This window comes from Pontimonas sp., from assembly GCF_031581085.1.
Taxonomy (GTDB): domain Bacteria; phylum Actinomycetota; class Actinomycetes; order Actinomycetales; family Microbacteriaceae; genus Pontimonas.
In genome coordinates, this window is record NZ_JAVLBO010000001.1 from 83,308 (window position 1) to 101,295 (window position 17,988).

Here is a 17,988-nt window from a genome sequence, read left to right on the forward strand (position 1 = left end):
AAACCCCTAGAGTACCCGAGACTGGGGCCCCAGGCAACACGGCTACCAGATTGGCCAAAAGCCCTCAACGCTGCGCACCACCTGGCCGCTATCGATATCGACCACGACCGTGGTGACGCGTTGATCGCGGGGCTCGAGGAGCCGACCATCCGGTTCGGCCTCTAATCGGTTCGGCGTGACTTCAATGGCGACATACTGGTCACCGGGCGAGACGACAAAGCGTCCAATGCTGCCCAAATCATCCGGTGTTCGATAGAGCGGGGTCGATGAGCCCTCGCCGTCGTCGAGAACGACCAGACTGGTGAATTCGGTATCCGTCTGATTACCGATCACCACGGTTTGGACCCGGCGGCCATCGCCCAGAAGGTGGGTTTGTCCCTCAAAGACTTCCCTGGTGCCGAGCGTTCCCGGGACGATCCGCTCCTCCTCCAAAGAGTCCACCTCAATAGCCACGGTGCCCCCCAAATCCACGAGGAGCACTTGGGAACCATTCGACGAGACGCCCCAAAACTCTTGAGCTTCCTCGGCCACCGGCAACACCAGTCCAGAGTCGAGGTCAATTCGGACCACCCGCACTTCGTCCACCCAGGCCACCACCTCAGAGGAGCCGGGGGTGACGGCCGCCTTGGTGACCCGGAGTACTTCGCCATCTAACCCGGTGAGCGGCTCGGGCCTGGCTCCACCGGCGGCATCTCCGATGAAGAGTGTCCGGTCATAGCGACCAGATTCGTCCCGCGAGGACAGGGTGAAAAGAAACCTCGTTCCCGTCGCGGGGGCGATGAGCTGGTCGATTTGGGTGTTTTCTGGCAGAACCAAGCGTTGAACGTCGTCACCGACCGGCTCGACAATATCCATGCGACTGGAGCCATCGTCTTCGCGTGTGGCGGTGATCAGTGCGGAACCGATCGTGACAAAGGCATCGATGTGTGCCGCGGCATACACTTCTTCCGGCGGTCGGCCCTGTGTTCCGACCCGCATCACCCGGTCGAGGGCTCCCGCCTGGCCGCGATCGAGGTAGTGCAGGTTCGCCGAAGGGGTCGAAAACGCGTAGTCCCAGCGCCCCGTGACCCCTCGGGTCTCACCCGCAACGCCGGCAATACTCACCCGATAGTCGGTGCCGTAGCGCAGCGCTTGGGCAAACACGACACTCACGATCGGCCCGGAGACATCCACCGACACCCTCGTATCGGGCTGGACGGTGATGTCTTCGGGGTCAATGGCCCTGAGTGGACGGTCAGATTCCAAACGCAGTACGGCCCCGGGAAACTGGACGGCGCGCACCACGTCCACACTCGCCACCCGCAACCGTGGCCCCTGAGCGGCATACACGGTGAGGGCAACGACAGTGGCGACTAATGCCAGTACGGAGACCACCCACACCGAGCGGTGATAGCGAGTCATCGCGCGCTGACGACCGCGCGTGTCGGCCTCCTCAGAAGAGATACGGCTCACGCGGCTGCTCCGTGGGTTCAATATTTTCTGGCCGAACCACGAGGGGGTGGCTTTCATCAAGATTCGGGTTGACCACGAACTCCCCGGTGACACGCACCCAGGCTTCGGCTGGCCACTCGCTCTGCCAATCGGGAAGGCTGATCGGAATGCCGACCGGTTGCGCATCAACCGAGCAACAACTGACGACAAACCGGGTGAGGTAGAACACCTCACTGTTTTGTGGGTCCTCAGCGACAAACCCGATTACGTCGACGGGTTTGCCCCGGAAGAATGCCGGATCGCTGGTTTGACGCAAAATACCCGCCCACTCGCGCACCGTAAAGGCTGCGAAGGAGGCGTCATCACCTTGGCTGGCGGCCTCCAGGGATGAGGCACTATCACCCAGGCCGCTTTGATTGATGGCACGATTTTCGACCGTCACCGAACCGAGTGTTGTCGGGGGCAGCAGCACGAGGGCGAGAATCGTGGCCAGACCCAACACACTCGAGCCCACCAGCGCTGCCATGCTCCAGCGCCCAGACGGAAGGTAGTCCTCTTCGTGCTCGTGTTCGTGGTCGTGTGGGTGGCCGTGGTCGAGCCCCTCCGCGTCACCCGAGGCGCGGCGGGGGCGCGAGGGGGACGCGGAGGCGTAACCCACACCCCAGAGCACAGCAATCACCGCGATCATCGACATCACCGCGGTGAAGAGGTGATAGCGCGGGTGGATATACAGCGAGAGCTGCCCGCTGAAGTAGAGCCACAAAATCATGGCCGAGGTGACCCCGATGAACAGCGGGCCCCGCCAGGTCGCAAACTTACGCCACAAGGTTCACCGCCGTTCCCACCGCTGCGGTGATGAGCGCTGTCAGCACGGTCAGCCGCACCAGTGTGCTGTTTCGGTAGGTGGTACGCAACAGGGCCAACATTTTAATATCCACGATGGGCCCCAACAGCAAAAACGCCAGGATCGAGCCCGGCAGAAACGTATCGGCAAAGGGCAGAATGAAAAAAGAGTCCACGTTGGCGCAGATAGAAATGACAAACGCCAGCAGCATCATCGCGAGCACGGACAGTAACGGGTCTTGACCGAGGGCCACCAGGGTCTCGCGCTGCACCAGAACCTGAATGGCCCCGGCGACCAGCGAACCGACAATCAGTGCGGGCATCAACACGGTCGCTTCGCGCAAAAACATGTCACTGCTTCGCTGCATTCTGCTCGCCGAGGTCGCACTGGGCCCCACTGCACACTGAGCGGCAAAGCGGGTGGTCAAGAGCGATTCTGGATTGGGGTGGAGAGAAAATACCCACCCGAGAACATTGGCGATCAGAATCGCTCCCAGGATTCTCCCGACCAGGATCCCGTCGTCAAAGCCGAAAGCCTGGTGAGTGGTGATGATGGTGACCGGGTTGATGATCGGCGCGGCCAACAGGAACGTCATCGAGTCGGAGACGCTGTATCCCCGGGCGACAAGTCCCCTCGCCAGCGGCACGTTGCCGCATTCACAGACGGGCAAGAACATGCCCAGCAAGGAAATGACGAAGCGGCGCCCAAAGCGGTTGGCCGGGAGGATTCGAAAAAGCCACCGCTGTGGAATCCACAGCTGCACGACGATCGAGAGGGTAATTCCCAGCACAATGAACGGCAGAGACTCAATGAGGACACTCAGTGCGAGGGTCAGACCGTCCATGACCGGAGCGGGCACAGAGTCCACCGACTGGTCGGCTGTTGAGACCCGCAACAGCCACAGCACAGCGAGGCCGGCGAGGCCGAGACCGACCCCGCCAACAACCCGAAAACTACTCGGTGTCGCCACCGTCACGACTCGTCTCGTCGCCCGGGGCCACCACGCCGCCGGAGCTCGCCCGGCGGCGACGCGATTTCCCGGCAGCCGGTGCTTCGGGAAGGGCGCTTAAGACTGCATCGAGCGCCTCAGTCGATTGTGTGACCCGTCGACTCGGACGTTTTTTCCGTGCTTCAGCGAGCTCCGCCAGACCCAGGACGTCGTCTTGTTGCAGCGAAGCGGCGTCGCTCGACGCCTTCGGATCTGCGGGCTTGCTCGCCGCCGTCGAATCGGACGCCTCTTCAGACGCTGCTCCCCCGACAGTGGTGGCCGCAATGTGGGCGATGGCCGCGCGCGCATCGTCGGTAATTTGGTGGGGCTCGACCGTGGCCGATCTGTTGCTCGTCTGGGATTTACGTCGCTTGTTACCGGCGTCTGCTGAGCCAGACTGCTTCGCCTTACCGACGGGCTCCGACGCAATGACGACGCCGCGGCCTTGACAGTGGTCGCAGGTTTCGCTGAAGGTCTCCAAGAGGCCCAGTCCCAGGCGTTTTCTGGTCATTTGGACAAGGCCCAGGCTGGTCACCTCGGCGACCTGATGCTTGGTGCGATCGCGCGCGAGACATTCGACGAGTCGACGCAACACCAAATCGCGGTTGGACTCCAGAACCATGTCGATGAAGTCGATGACGATAATTCCACCGATGTCGCGCAGGCGAAGTTGGCGAACAATTTCTTCGGCCGCCTCGACGTTGTTCTTCGTCACCGTCTCTTCGAGGTTTCCTCCCGAGCCCACAAACTTGCCCGTATTGACATCGACTACGGTCATCGCTTCAGTCCGGTCGATCACGAGAGAGCCACCGCTTGGCAGCCACACTTTGCGCTCGAGAGCTTTGTGGATACTTTCGCTCACCCGGTAGTCATCGAAGGGGTCGCCGCCCCCCTCATACACTTCAATGCGTTCCATCAGGTCGGGGGCGACCTGGGTGAGGTATTCGGTAATCACTCGGTGTTGTTCACTGCCGGAGATGACAATTTTGTGGAAGTCCTCGTTGAACACATCGCGAATGATTTTGACCAAAAGGTCGGGCTCGCTGTGGAGAAGCGCCGGGGCTTTCTTGCTCCCGGCTTCCTTCTGCAGCGAATCCCACTGCTGCTGGAGCCGCTGAACATCAGAGGTCAGTTGCTCCTCGGTAGCGCCCTCCGCTGCGGTGCGCACAATCACTCCCGCCGTTTCCGGAACCACCGTTTTCAAAATGGCTTTCAACCGCGAGCGCTCGGTATCGGGCAGTTTGCGAGAGATCCCGTTCATCCCGCCCGAGGGCACATAGACGAGGTATCGTCCGGGCAGGCTCACCTGGCTCGTGAGCCGGGCGCCCTTGTGCCCGACCGGGTCTTTGGTGACTTGAACGAGCACGCTGTCGCCGGTTTTCAGCGCCGCTTCGATCTTTTTCGGTCGCTCCGCGCCCTCTTCCGTGGCGGCATCCCAGTCGACCTCTCCGGAATAGAGCACGGCGTTTCGTCCTCGGCCGATGTCCACGAAGGCCGCTTCCATACTGGGCAAGACGTTTTGGACGCGACCCAGATACACGTTGCCGATGAGGCTCGCCTCATCATTGCTGGCCACATAGTGCTCGACGGCCACGCCGTCTTCCAGCACAGCGATTTGGGTGCGGCGGTCTTTCTCTCGCACCACCATCACCCGCTCGACGCTTTCGCGGCGTGCGAGAAATTCTGATTCGGTCACGACGGCGCGACGGCGGCCCTGATCGCGCCCCTCGCGGCGGCGTTGACGCTTGGCTTCCATTCGAGTGGAGCCCCGCACTTTTTGCGGCTGGCTCGGCGAATCGTCTTTTGTGCGTTGACCGCGGGACTTTTGCGGCGTCGACTGCTCCGTCTCAGCGTTGGCTCGAGCAGAGCGCTGGCGCTTTCGCACATTGCGCTCAGCGGGCTCTGGGGGGTCTTGGAACTGGGGGAAGAGTGCCGGATCGGGCCCAGCGAATACCAACTGCGTCGGTGAAGACGGTGTCAGTGGGGCCACTTTCGCGTCAGCCTTTTTCTCAGTGGCGCCGGTAGCCGCAGACTTTTTGGCTGCCGAGGGCTTCTTGGCCGCACTCTTTTTCTCGGCGGCACTCGGAGTTGTGGCATTTCCTGAGTCGCCCGAGGCTGATTCACCCCGAGCGGCGGCGGTCTTTGAGCGCGCAGACGGGGCTTTTTTCTTCGATGCCGCGGGGGTATCGCCGGTTTCTTCGACTCCGGCGGCGGTGTTCTTCGAGGACGCAGCGGCCTTTTTGACGGGGGTTTTCTTGGGGGATTTGTCGTCCCCAGACTTTTCTGTTGATTTGTTCACCATCGCTGGTGGCTCCTTGTACGACCCGGGCCGCCCGCGCGTGGCGTGGGCCGAAATTCGTGTGTCTCCGGCTTACCGGAGAAATTCTGTCTGTGGTGTGAAGCCTGGGAAATCTCTTCCGGCTTCGAAAAGCTTTTCGGGTGAGACCAGGGGCGCGGCCGCGATCTCGTTTACCCTTCCCCCAGTATCGCACACCCCAGCCAAGAACCCGCGGGGCCCGGGTTCTCGTGGGAAGTGCGGCGGTGAAAACTCGCTAACCTGGGGGCATCGCTGGGGCGGACCAATCGCGCGGCACCTCACAGAACAAGGTGGAATACTCTTCTCATGCTGTTACCCGCCCAACGCAGCCGGCCCATGGGGTGGTTTCTCTTCCTCACCGGGCTGATTTCACTCGCCGCCTCGTTTTTGCTGGCCCGGGACGGCTACCTCCTCGCCGCCGAGGGCACGACACCCAGCTGTGACATCAACCCGTTTTTCTCCTGCGGCAACGTGATGGAGTCCTGGCAAGCGCGGGTGTTCCTGGACGCACCCAACCAGCTGATGGGAATCGCCGGCTGGGCGGTCGTCGCCACCATTGGTGTGGGATTAATCCAGGGCGCCGGTTTTCAGAAGTGGTTCTGGCGCATTGCGGGGCTCGGAATGCTGGGCGCCTGGGTATTTCTGATGTGGCTGTTCCAGCAAGCAGTCTTCGTGATCGGCTTTCTCTGCCTCTACTGCATGGTCGTGTGGGTATTACACACGATCTTGTTTTGGGTGTTTGTTCCGTGGGCGGCCCGCGAGGGACTCTTCGGCCAGGCGCGCTGGCTGACCAAGGCGGGAGCAACCCTTGCGCCGTTTAGTTGGGTGCCGATTGTGGCGACATTCGCCACCATCGCCCTCACCATTTACGTCCAATTCCCGCTGCTCTTTATTTAGCCGGCCTGACGCGAGCCCCACCTCGGGGCCTCTGTGCGCACGGCGCTAGTGCTGGGGAAACCAGAGGGCGAGTTCGCGCTCGGCCGTCTCGGCCGAATCACTACCGTGCACCAGGTTTTGTTGCACATTGAGGCCCCAGTCGCGACCCAAGTCTCCGCGGATTGTGCCCGGCGCCGCCGTTGTGGGATCGGTGGCGCCGGCCAATACTCGAAAGCCTTCAATGACGCGGTGTCCGGAGATGCGCAGGGCGATAAGTGGACCAGACTCCATGAACTGAATGAGTGGTTCGTAGAAGGGTTTTCCCTCGTGTTCGGCGTAGTGGGCGGCCAACACGTCGCGCTCTGGTTGCACCAGCCGCAGATCGACCAGCTGGTAGCCCTTTGCTTCGATCCGACGCAGGATTTCACCGGTGAGGTTTCGCGCCACACCATCGGGCTTAATCAGTACCAGGGTTTGCTCGAGCTCGGACATTCAGTGCGCCTTTCGTTGGTCTGCGTGTGGGGCTCAGTCTAAGAGTCTTGCCCATCGGCGTCAGCGGCCAGCGCGTCGAGTTGCGGTCCGCGAATGAGGGCGAAGAGCCAAAACCCGATGGGGACAAGAACCGACAACCCGATGGCCACATCGATGGCAAACGCGCCCAGCAGCGCGATGTGAAAAATATGGCCCAACCATTTGCCCCATGCGGAGCCGATGGTCCCCAGCGCGACAATCAGCCACACCAGCGCAACACCACCGCCGGCCCAGACCAACCCCTCGTCAAACTCCGCCACACCGCGAATAGCGAGCACACCGAAAAACACCACCGCGATGTCAATACCCAAGGCGATACGCATCAACGACACGGTCGCGCCAGAGGGCCCCCTGCTCACGAGTCGCCCTGCACTGTCCGGCCGGCCCACGTCTGCGCCTCAGCAATCAGGGTGACTGACCCTGTGACGACCACTCCCCCGGTGGCTCCCGCCTGGTCGCGGGCCAGCTCAATAGCCTCGGAGAAATGCTCCCGCCACGAGGTGCGGTCGGGTCCGGCCACAGTGCGAACGGTCTCGGCCAAAGCCTCTGCCGAGACGGCGCGGTCCGACTCGGATTGGGTCACCACGAACACGTCGGCGATGGGGTCGAGGGCTTCCACAATCCCCATGGCGTCCTTATCGCTCAAGACCCCGAGGACGACGACGAGAGTCTCAAACTGAAACGACTGCATCAGGGCGCGCGTGAGCGACTCGGCCCCCGCCGGATTATGAGCCGCGTCGATGATCACACTGGGACCGGTCGCCACCACCTCCAAGCGCCCGGGGCTCTTCGAGTCGCCGAGCCCTTCTTCCACGACCTCCTTGGCCAGGGAGTGCTCGCCGCCGCCCAGAAACTGTTCGGCTGCGGCGACCGCGAGGGCAGCGTTTTCCGCCTGGTGGTAGCCCAACAGGGGTAGCGCAACACCGCGATATTCGCCCCTGTGTACCCGGATATCGACCAGTTGTCCGCCCACCGCGGGCACGCTCTCCAGCACGTAAAAATCTCTGCCCAGGACGTGAAGCGGCGCTTCATCGCGCGCGCACGCCGAGGCAATGACATCGATGACTTCCGGTTCTTGGGGCGAGCTCACGACGTGGCTGGCCGGTTTGATAATTCCCGCTTTTGTCTTGGCGATGTCTTCTCGCGTGGGACCCAGAAATTCGACGTGTTCGAGTGAAATGGGGGTAATCACCGCGACATCGGCGTTGGCGACGTTTGTCGAGTCCCACTCACCGCCCATTCCGACTTCGAGCACCGCCACATCGACGGGTGCATCGGCGAAACAGGAAAAGGTCAATACGGTGAGGGCTTCGAAAAACGTCAGACCCGGCTCCCCCTTGGCGGCGCATTCGGCGTCGACAATTGCCAGATAGGGCTCAATATCGCGGTAGTTGACGACCAGTGCTTCATCGGAGACGCTCTGGCCATCGACAACGATGCGCTCGTTTAGCCGCTGCAGGTGGGGACTGGTCATCAACCCGGTGCGCAGTCCGTGGGCGCGAAGCACAGACTCGATCATCCGGGCGGTGGAGGTTTTCCCGTTCGATCCGGTGATGTGGACCACACCAAACATGTGCTGCGGGTCACCCAAGAGTTCCACTGCCCGTCGGGTGGGCCACAATCTCGGTTGCGGGGCACGCTCACCGATGCGCTGATAAAGCGCATCGATTACCTCGTCGGCTTCCTGACGAAAACCCTCGGTCACGATAGTGGCCCTTCGTGCTCTGCTACGGCGACTCGTACATACACAGTGGAATCGTCTCCTACCGGGTGCTGGTCGTCAGGAGAAAAGTTAGTGGACGACCCCACGGTCATTTCTGTGGCCAGGGTTTCCGCCGCAATCAAATCACCGTGGGCATGGAGAGCACTGAGAGTGGCCTCATCACCATCCACCGCGAGGTGGATTCGATCGGACACATCCAAGCCGGCGTCTTTTCTCGCCTGCTGCACCACCCGGATGACATCACGCGCGAGCCCCTCTTCGCGAAGCGGTTCGGTGACCTGGGTATCGAGCAACACAAATCCGAAGGTTCCCACAAATTCGACGGCCTGGCCGCCCTCAGCCACATCCAACACCAGGTCATATTCTCCCTCCTGGAGGGTGTGTCCGGCGGCGTGTAGACCGTCTTCGCCAAACGTGTAGTCGCCGGCTTTGGTCGCCGCGATGACGCGTTGAACGTCTTTACCCAGCCGTGGCCCGAGCGCTCTGGCGTTGACCACCACCCGCCTGGTGACACCAAAGCTCTCCAGGGTGTCGTCGCTTCGGGTCACAACCACAACTTCTTTGACGTGTAATTCCTCGGCTAAGACATCGGTGTAGCCCTGGATTCCCTCCGGATCGTCCACGACGACGGTAATCTTCTGCAGTGGCAAGCGCACGCGTAGCTGGTGGGCTTTTCGAAGCGCCAAGCCCGCACTGGCAATTTGTCGCACCTGGTCCATCTGAGCCACCAGCGAGGCATCGGCGGGAATGAGCGACGCGTCGGGCCAGTCGGTTAAGTGAACACTTTCTGCGCCAGTGAGTCCCCGCCACACTTCTTCGGTCACGAGTGGCGCCAGCGGGGCGGCCAGGCGCGAGAGTACTTCCAGGACGGTGTAGAGGGTGTCGATTGCGGATTGGTCGCTACCGTCCCAGAAGCGCTCGCGACTGCGGCGGACATACCAGTTGGTTAACACGTCGGCGAAATCACGCAGTGTTGCGGCCGCCAGCGGACTATCGAGGTGGTCGAGGTGTTCGGTGACGACCTGTGTGGTGTCGTGGAGTTTCGCGAGGATGTAGCGATCGAGGGTGTGTGGCGAATCCATCCGCCAGGTTGGCTCCACGTCACCGGCGTACAGGCTGAAGAAGTAGTAGGTGCTCCACAGCGGCAACAGGAACTGACGCACACCCTCCCGAATGCCCTCTTCGGTGACGACCAGGTTCCCGCCTCGAATCACCGAACTCGACATCAAGAACCACCGCATCGCGTCGGCGCCGTCGCGCTCGAAGACTTCGTTGACGTCTGGGTAGTTGCGAAGCGATTTGGACATCTTGTTGCCGTCGGAGCCGAGCACGATGCCGTGGCTCACGACCTGAGAAAACGCCGGCCGGTCAAACAGTGCGGTGGCCAAGACGTGCATCGTGTAAAACCAGCCGCGAGTTTGGCCGATGTATTCGACAATGAAATCGGCGGGGTTGTGCGAATCGAACCATTCCGCATTGTCGAAGGGGTAATGCACTTGAGCGAAGGGCATCGATCCGGAATCGAACCAGACGTCGAGAACGTCGGGGATTCGACGCATCATCGACTGCCCGCTCGGGTCATCGGGGTTTGGCCGCACGAGCTCATCGATGGCCGGCCGGTGCAAGTCGACGGGGCGTACCCCAAAGTCTGCCTCGAGCGCGTCGAGTGAGCCGTAGACATCGACTCGGGGGAAATCGGGATTGTCTGATTTCCACACGGGAATCGGGGAGCCCCAGTACCGATTTCGACTAATCGACCAGTCCCTCGCGTTTTCCAGCCATTTGCCAAACTGGCCGTGTTTGACGTTTGCCGGTACCCAGTTGATGTCCTCGTTCAGTTCAACCATTCGGTCTCGAATCTCGGTGACTCGCACAAACCAACTCGATACCGCCCGGTAAATCAGCGGGGTCCGGCAACGCCAGCAATGCGGGTAGGAGTGGTCGTAGCTTCGCTGTTGGAGGAGCTTTCCGGCCTTTCGGACCAGCTGCGTGAGTGGTTTATTCGCGTCGAAAACCGACAGACCGGCGACGTCACGCACCGGGGGGAGAAACACTCCAGCATCATCGAGTGACAGAATCAGCGGGATTCCCGCCTGCTCACAGACGATTTGGTCATCTTCGCCGTAGGCGGGGGCTTGGTGCACAATTCCGGTGCCCTCGCCGGTGGCCACATAGTCGGCCACCAGGATTTGCCAGGCGTTCTGGGTGCCCCAGGTGTCGACATCGGCGTAGTAGTCAAAAAGCCGCTCATAGCGAAGGCCCTCCAACTGGCTGCCCGTGAGCTCTTCGGTGAGCGCGTCGCGAGCTAACTCGGCCGACTCGTAGCCCAAGTCTTTGGCGTATGCACCAAGGGTGTCTTTGGCAAGGAGATAGCGCGCATCCTGGCGGCGTGCGCCCTCATCACCGTCCGCGGCCCCTTCGGGCCCTGCCGGGACCACGACGTACTCGACGTCTGGACCGACGGCGAGCGCCGCATTGGTGGGAAGGGTCCACGGTGTTGTCGTCCACGCCAACGCCCGCACTCCAGAAAGCCCTAACGACTCGGCTTTGTCCCCGTAGAGGGGGAAAGCCACCGTCACCGACTGGTCTTGGCGCGGCTGGTAGACATCGTCATCCATGCGCAGTTCGTGGTTCGACAGCGGTGTTTGGTCGCGCCAACAGTAGGGCAATACCCGATACCCCTCGTAGGCGAGGCCTTTGTCGTAGAGGGTGTGAAACGCCCACATCACACTTTCCATGAAGGTGATGTCGAGGGTTTTGTAGTCGTTGTCGAAATCCACCCAGCGGGCCTGTCGGGTGACATACTCCTGCCACTGGTCGGTGTAGCGAAGGACGGAGTCTTTGGCCGCCTGGTTGAACTGGGCGATGCCCATTTGTTCGATTTGGGATTTGTCGGTGATGCCTAATTGACGTTCTGCTTCCAATTCGGCGGGTAGACCGTGGGTGTCCCAACCAAACCGGCGGTGCACCTGGTAGCCGCGCATTGTGAAGTACCGCGGGAAGAGGTCTTTGGCGTAGCCGGTGAGCAGGTGGCCGTAGTGGGGTAACCCGTTAGCGAAGGGTGGACCGTCATAAAACACCCACTCATCGCAGCCTTCCCGCTGGTCGATGGAGCGCTGAAAGGTGTCCTGGCGTGCCCAGTAAGCCAACACATCGTGTTCGATGTCGGGAAAACGCGGCGAAGGGTTGACGCCGGCGCGGTCTCTGTGGCGCGGATACTCCATGGTGCTCCCAACAACGATTTCCGTGGTGTGTTTCTGTGGGGGCGCTTTCTGCGCGGTACCACCCCACTTGCCTGTCGGTGACAGACCACTCATTGCTGGGCGTTATCGGGCCCTCCCGACCGGTTCTACTCCCCCACCACGTGCGGTTTCTTCCGGTAGCTCCCCGGTGATGGCCGGATCAACGCCCCCCTAGCTTAGGCCATCATCACCGGGGAGGCAGCGATAAGCTCGGCGGTGAACGGGTGCTGGGGATTCGTCATCACCTCGAACAGGCTTCCTCGCTCCACCACTTCGCCTCCGTGGAGGACCATCACCTCGTCGCTGATCTGGGCGATTACGCCGAGGTCGTGCGAAATCACAATCAGACTGAGGTCGAGTTGCCGTTGCAGCCTGCCCAAGAGCGAGAGCACCTGGGCTTGAACCGACGCATCGAGCGCTGACACCGGTTCGTCGCAGACGAGCACGTCGGGTCGCCTCGCGAGCGCGCGGGCGATGGCCACCCGCTGACGCTGACCGCCGGAAAGCTGGTGGGGTTTTCTGTCCACGAGTTCGTGGGAGAGCCCCACTTGATCGAGCAGCTCCCGTAACCGCTCAGTGCGTAGGCTCTGGTGTGTCATCGTCGTGTCGAGGCGGATCGCCTCTCCGATCGCTCTTGCGACACTCCACCTCGGATCCAACGCGTCGTAAGGATTTTGTTCAATGAGCTGGATAGCACCGCGCCGGGGTCTGCGCGCACGCTCCGACACGGCCGACCACGGTTGACCCATCAGCTCTACGACACCTTCGTCTGGCGGCTCGATGCCCATCACCATCCGAGCAAGGGTGCTTTTGCCAGACCCCGACTCCCCCACAACCCCCAGGGTGCGACCGGATGACAGCTGGAGGGACACATCGTGAAGTGCCCACAAACGCGTGCCACCGGACCTCGGGTAGCTGCGGCTGAGCCCTCTAGCGACCAGGACCTGACTCGCGGTCGAGTCCTCGACCGGTGGTGCTGAGCCAACACCAGGCGCGAGGGTGGGAACCGATTCGAGTAACTGCCGGGTGTAGCGGTGTTCTGGGGTGTGCAACACCGATTCGGCCGGTCCGCTCTCGACCAGCTGGCCCCCTCGCATCACACCGATACGATCGGCGATCTGGCGCACCATTGCGATGTCGTGACTGACCACTAACAGGGCAATCCCGGAGGCTTTCAGCCGAGCTAACAACTCGAGGATGCGGGCCTGATTGAGCGAATCCAACGCTGTTGTTGGCTCATCTGCGATGAGAATGAGCGGTTGTGCGGCGATTGCGGAGGCAATGAGTGCGCGCTGGCGAAGGCCCCCGGAGAGTTCGTGGGGGTACTGACCCATCCGCATCTGCGGGTCGGGCATCGCTGCCTGCTCGAGCGCGTGAATAACCCGGCGCAGCCGCACTTCTCGCGCGAGCCGGGGCTCGGCAACGTCGATGACTTCACCGACCTCGGCGCCGATTGTTCGGAGTGGATCCAGTGACACCAGGGCGTCTTGACTGACCAAGCCGACTCGCGTACCCCGCAGTGTGCGCCACTGGGCTTGAGTGAAATCCCGGGTTTCGACGCCGTCAATCAGGCGACTTGCCACAGTGACGGTCGCCTCCGGCGGCGTAAGGCCCAACAGTGATCGGGCGGTGAGGGTTTTACCGGAGCCAGATTCGCCGACGAGTGCTACACATTCCCCGGCATTGATCCGAAGCGATACCTCGGCGACTGCCGGGGCCGTGCTGCCGGGAAACGTCACGCTGAGTCGGTCGAGCTGAACGAGCGGGGTGGTCATGAAATTCTCACCTCGTTGACCGAGCGCAGATAACGCCCCACAGTGCTGACAGAAATCACGGTCGCCACGATGGCAAGCCCCGGAAAAAGGGCAATCCACCAGGCGGTGGCGAGGAAGTTTCGACCCTCCGAGAGAATGATGCCCCACTCCGGTGTCGGCGGCTGGGGACCGAGTCCCAAGAAACTCAAGCCAGCCGCCGTCACAATGGCGGTGCCGACCCCGATTGTGGCCATCACGAGTAGCGGTCCGAGAATGTTGGGAACGACGTGCTTTGCCAACACCGCCACGGGAGAGACACCGAGCGATCGGGCTGCTCGAATATAACCGGCTTCGACGACCACCAGTGTTTCGGAGCGCGCCACCCGCGCGTAGGCGGGAAGAGCCGCTAGTGCCACGGCAATGGGGATGCTCGCCTCACCCGTTCCAACTATCGCGATGACCAGCAAAGCGAGGAGAAACTCGGGAAAGGCCATCAACACGTCGATCGCGCGAGATAACCCTGCGGCCAGCACCTTGGGCGCCAAAGCGGCCCCCACACCAATCAGGACACCGAGGCTCAGAGCAATGACCGTCGCTCCAAAGCCCACAAACAGGGAATATCTGGCGCCGTGGATGACCCGAGAAAAGACGTCGCGGCCCGATTGGTCGGTTCCAAAAAAATGGGCGCTACTGGGCGGCTGCAGCACCGCCGCGGCATCGGTCTCCAGGGGAGACTGGCCAGTCCACCATGTGGGAAACACGGCGGCCAGCACAATCAGTGCGAGGGCCAGCGCGGCCAAGACGACAGTGACGGGAACTGAGTGGCGTCGTTGGAAGCGGCTCTTTGCGCCCGTTGCGTTGGCGAGGAAACTCATGCCTGCTTCGCCATCTTCGACGCCCGCAGGCGGGGATCGAGCGCTCGGTAGCTCACATCGACTGCGAGGTTGATCACGGCAAAAACAAACGCTGACAGGACGATCACCCCGAGAATCACCGGGAGGTCACGACCGATGATGGCCCGGATGGCGACTTGCCCGAGCCCCGGACGGGCAAAAACGGTTTCGACCAACACGGTTCCCCCCAAGAGTGAACCCAGAAGAAAGCCACTCAAGGTGAGCGTGTCCATAGCGGCGTGGCGCAGGGTGTGTCGAGAAACCAACCTCGCGGGAGTAATGCCCCGGGATTTTGCGGTGGTGGCAAAAGGTTGGCCCTCAGCGAAGTCCAGGCCTTGGCGGAGCACTTGGCTGGTGATTCCCGCAACGGGGAGCGCGAGGGTGAGTGCTGGCAACACGAGAGACGCGAGACCCGCACTCGACAGCACCGGAAACCAGTCCAGACGAAAAGCAAAGACGGCGAGCAAGAGCAGGCCGATCCAGAACGTCGGCGAAGAAATGACGACGAGTTCCACCAGCGAGATCAACCTCTTGATTGTCTTACCACGCCCGAACACAGCGCCCAGAGCAGCCATCACGGCGGCGAGTAACACGGCCGCCGCGCTCAGTTGCAGGGTGGGGCCGATCTGCTGGGCGAGGACGTCCGTGACGGGCGCGCGCAGCTGGTAAGACTGCCCCAAGTCGCCCTGAAACAGGCGAGACATGTACTCGAGATACTGAATCACGGGGGGTTGATCCAGTCCCCAATCGGCTCTGATTTGTTCGCGCACGGAATCAGAGACCTGCGCTTGGACGCCCAGCATTACGTCGACTGGATCACCGGGGACCACCATCAGCGCGATGAATCCCACGCTCGCCGCGGCCCAGACCACAAGGAATACCCGAGCCAGCCGGCGAGTAAGCGACCACAGCAGCGCCAACAGAGGGGGCCGCCACCGCCGTGATGCGGCGGTGGTCAGCCCATCAGCCACACTCACTGCCCGGTGCTGGCACCGTAGAACAACGCGCGGCCGTAGAGGTCAAACTCCAACCCCTGCACTGATTGGTGGGCCGCTGTAATTTCCGAGGGGACGTAGAGGGGGACGATCAGATTATTCTCTGCGTTCCACTGCTGAATGCGCTGGTAGAGGCCCTCGCGCTCCGACGGAGAGCTGGTGGCCACGGCATCGCTCAACAGCTGGTCGATTTCAGGCTTACTCACCGTCGAGACGTTTTGGTAGCCGCCGGTCTGGAGGTGACTGCGCAAGACGTCCGCGTCCGGTCCAGAAAACGACCAGTCGGCGATGTCGAATTCACGCGGAACGTAAGACTCCATGTACTGCGCGGGCTCCAGTACTTCTCTGACCAAGTCAAAACCAATGTCTTGCAGGTCGGATTGGATGAAGTTGGCGAGGCTCGCGCGATCGTCGGGAACCGGCGTGTAAGCGATCCAACGAGCGCTCAAGCGTTCGCCGTCCTTGGTGCGAAAGCCCTCGTCATCCCGCTCGGTCCAACCGGCCTCATCGAGTAGCTGATTGGCTTTTTCCGGGTTGTAGGGCCACGAGCCTTCGAGGGATGCGTCGTAGGCATTCGGTGTGGTGGGTCCCAGAGCACTCCACGCGCGACTGAACTGGTCGAGGTATATGCCCTCGATGGCTTCGGTCGCGTCGAAGCCGATACTGAACGCTTCGCGCACCCTTTCGTCGGCAAACACACCGTTTCCCTCATTGATGTAGAGGGAGTAGGGGATGCCGGGCATTTCCGTCGAGTAGGTCTCTACCCCCTCCGCGACCTGAGCGGCCATGTCGGGTGTGAAATCAGCCGCGACGTCGACGTCGCCTCCATTGATTGCCCCCACCCGCGAGGCGGTCTCGGGGATAATCGCGATAGTCAAGACATCCGATGCCGCCCGACCTTGGTGTTCGGAATTCGCCGGAGCCCAGTCGTAATCGGGATTGGCCGTGAAGACGAGCTCTTGGTCTGGGGTGTATTCGGAGAGCACGAATGGTCCTGTTCCGACGGTAATTCCTGGGCCGCCTGCTTTGAGATCTTCGGCTGACTGCTCGAGAACCTTAGGTGAGTAGAAGCCCAACTGAGGTTGGCTCAGACCCTGTAAGAACGGTGCGTAGGGCTGGCGAAAGTTCACCGCCACTTCGTACTCGCCGAGGACCTCGGTCCCCTCGTAATAACCGCCCTCTTCGGCGTAGCCAATCAAGCTGGCGGCTTGAGCGGAGGCCGTCTCGGGGTCAACCACGTGATCGAAATTCGCTTTCACGGCTTCCGCGTTGAACGGTTCACCGTCGTGGAATGTCACGTCCTGGCGCAACTGGAAGGTGTATCGACGTTCATCGTCAGAGATTGTCCAGGACTCCGCGAGCCACGGAACAAAATCTCCCGACGCCTCTTGGCTCACGAGCGAATCGAATGAATTGCGAAGCACCAGTGCGGCCACGTCTAATTGGCTGGAGTGGATATCCATGTGGCCCGCGCTGAGGTTTCCCCCCTCGATTGCGAAGGTCAGCGAGGACACAGGCTGTGCCTCGACGGCCTGATCGCCCTCGTTCGGCTGCGAGGCGCAGGCCCCGAGGGTGATGACGAGGGCGGCGATCGCGGCGGTTGGCAGGACCGGGGGTGCTACCCGAGAGGAATGTGACATGACATCGCTTTCTGTGACGAAACAAGTGGCACCAGGCTACATTAAATAGACTGAGTAAATAAATTGCTCACAGGAATGAGAAGCTCCATGTCAGCGTCGCACTCTCGGGGTCGCCCTCCCGCCTCTTCGCAGGAAACACTTCAGGACGCCGCCTTCGACCTGTTCATCGAAAAAAGCTATGCCGACACCAGCATTGCGGACATCACGCAACGGGCGGGGGTAAGCCGGGCGACGTTTTTCAATTACTTCGACGCGAAGAGCGACGTGTTTTGGGTCGAGCTGGACCGGGCGCTCGGCCAGTTGCGGGAATTATTGGCCGCCCAGATGGCTCCGGGTGAGACCCTCTCGCCCCGCAGTGGGCTGCTTGCGGTAGTCAATGCTCTGGAGTCCTGCGCCGGGCAGCTACAGCGAGAGGAAGTGCCCTTCGCCCTCACCCAGTACGAAATGATTGGAAGCATCAACGAGTTGCAAGCATCAGCTCTCAATCGCTTCAGTCTGATCGCTCGCCTGATTACCGAGTTCTTGTCAGAGTCCAACCTCCCGGTCGGTCGCGCGCGCGCCGCCGCCTATGCCCTCATTGCTGCGGCAATCTCGGCAGCCCAGGAGTGGGCTTCTGCCGGCACCGCGAGAGATTCCCTCCAGGTGTACCTGCGGGACTCACTTCAGCCGGTACTGGAGGGGTTTGCCCCCGAGGGTGAATAGTGCACCGACACTCAGCGCAGCGGAGCCGAGATTTTGTAGCATGGAGGAACCA

14 protein-coding genes are annotated in these 17,988 nt (G+C 61.6%); 2 read left to right on the forward strand and 12 right to left on the reverse strand.

Going from position 1 to position 17,988, the window contains the following annotated elements:
- Positions 1–42: 42 nt before the first annotated feature.
- Genes RI518_RS00420 through RI518_RS00435 form a run of 4 tightly spaced genes read right to left on the reverse strand, consistent with a single transcriptional unit; the run spans position 43 to position 5,565 of the window.
- The gene (locus RI518_RS00420) at positions 43–1,452 is read right to left on the reverse strand and encodes a hypothetical protein (RefSeq protein ID WP_310689103.1); all 1,410 of its coding nucleotides are present in this window, start codon (positions 1,450–1,452) and stop codon (positions 43–45) included.
- A complete protein-coding gene (locus tag RI518_RS00425; RefSeq protein WP_310671179.1) occupies positions 1,433–2,257 on the reverse strand; it encodes a TIGR03943 family putative permease subunit in 825 nt (274 codons plus the stop codon). Before RI518_RS00425 ends, RI518_RS00420 begins: the two co-directional genes overlap by 20 nt.
- Positions 2,247–3,245 (reverse strand): permease, encoded by a 999-nt coding sequence (locus RI518_RS00430; protein WP_310671178.1) that lies wholly within the window; start codon positions 3,243–3,245, stop codon positions 2,247–2,249. The genes RI518_RS00425 and RI518_RS00430 overlap by 11 nt, the downstream gene beginning before the upstream one ends.
- Entirely contained in the window at positions 3,229–5,565 is a 2,337-nt protein-coding gene (locus RI518_RS00435) for an Rne/Rng family ribonuclease (RefSeq protein WP_310671177.1), read from the reverse strand. The genes RI518_RS00430 and RI518_RS00435 overlap by 17 nt, the downstream gene beginning before the upstream one ends.
- Positions 5,566–5,886: 321 nt before the next feature.
- On the opposite strand from RI518_RS00435, the gene RI518_RS00440 reads away from it, so the two are divergent.
- Positions 5,887–6,477 (forward strand): vitamin K epoxide reductase family protein, encoded by a 591-nt coding sequence (locus RI518_RS00440; RefSeq protein WP_310671176.1) that lies wholly within the window; start codon positions 5,887–5,889, stop codon positions 6,475–6,477.
- Positions 6,478–6,522: 45 nt separating this feature from the next.
- Here RI518_RS00440 and ndk read toward each other — a convergent pair whose 3' ends face one another.
- The 8 genes from ndk to RI518_RS00480 all read right to left on the reverse strand — a co-directional run bounded on the left by ndk (position 6,523) and on the right by RI518_RS00480 (position 17,234).
- Positions 6,523–6,948, reverse strand: a complete 426-nt coding sequence (gene ndk / locus RI518_RS00445; protein ID WP_310689104.1) for a nucleoside-diphosphate kinase — start codon at positions 6,946–6,948, stop codon at positions 6,523–6,525.
- A 38-nt stretch (positions 6,949–6,986) separates the two neighbouring features.
- Positions 6,987–7,346, reverse strand: a complete 360-nt coding sequence (locus RI518_RS00450; protein WP_310671174.1) for a DUF4233 domain-containing protein — start codon at positions 7,344–7,346, stop codon at positions 6,987–6,989.
- Positions 7,343–8,692, reverse strand: coding sequence for a folylpolyglutamate synthase/dihydrofolate synthase family protein (locus tag RI518_RS00455; protein ID WP_310671173.1), 1,350 nt, complete (start codon positions 8,690–8,692; stop codon positions 7,343–7,345). The genes RI518_RS00450 and RI518_RS00455 overlap by 4 nt, the downstream gene beginning before the upstream one ends.
- Positions 8,689–11,934, reverse strand: coding sequence for an isoleucine--tRNA ligase (ileS, locus tag RI518_RS00460; RefSeq protein WP_310689105.1), 3,246 nt, complete (start codon positions 11,932–11,934; stop codon positions 8,689–8,691). The genes RI518_RS00455 and ileS overlap by 4 nt, the downstream gene beginning before the upstream one ends.
- 194 nt (positions 11,935–12,128) lie before the next feature.
- Positions 12,129–13,727: an ABC transporter ATP-binding protein gene (locus RI518_RS00465; protein ID WP_310671171.1), complete on the reverse strand. Its 1,599-nt coding sequence runs from the start codon at positions 13,725–13,727 to the stop codon at positions 12,129–12,131.
- The gene (locus RI518_RS00470; RefSeq protein WP_310671170.1) at positions 13,724–14,581 is read right to left on the reverse strand and encodes an ABC transporter permease; all 858 of its coding nucleotides are present in this window, start codon (positions 14,579–14,581) and stop codon (positions 13,724–13,726) included. The genes RI518_RS00465 and RI518_RS00470 overlap by 4 nt, the downstream gene beginning before the upstream one ends.
- Complete coding sequence (locus RI518_RS00475) at positions 14,578–15,576, reverse strand: ABC transporter permease (protein WP_310689106.1); 999 nt, start codon at positions 15,574–15,576, stop codon at positions 14,578–14,580. Before RI518_RS00475 ends, RI518_RS00470 begins: the two co-directional genes overlap by 4 nt.
- The gene (locus RI518_RS00480) at positions 15,573–17,234 is read right to left on the reverse strand and encodes an ABC transporter substrate-binding protein (protein WP_310689107.1); all 1,662 of its coding nucleotides are present in this window, start codon (positions 17,232–17,234) and stop codon (positions 15,573–15,575) included. Before RI518_RS00480 ends, RI518_RS00475 begins: the two co-directional genes overlap by 4 nt.
- Positions 17,235–17,321: 87 nt before the next feature.
- Between RI518_RS00480 and RI518_RS00485 the strand changes: the two genes are divergently transcribed.
- Complete coding sequence (locus tag RI518_RS00485) at positions 17,322–17,936, forward strand: TetR/AcrR family transcriptional regulator (RefSeq protein WP_310689108.1); 615 nt, start codon at positions 17,322–17,324, stop codon at positions 17,934–17,936.
- Positions 17,937–17,988: the final 52 nt, after the last annotated feature.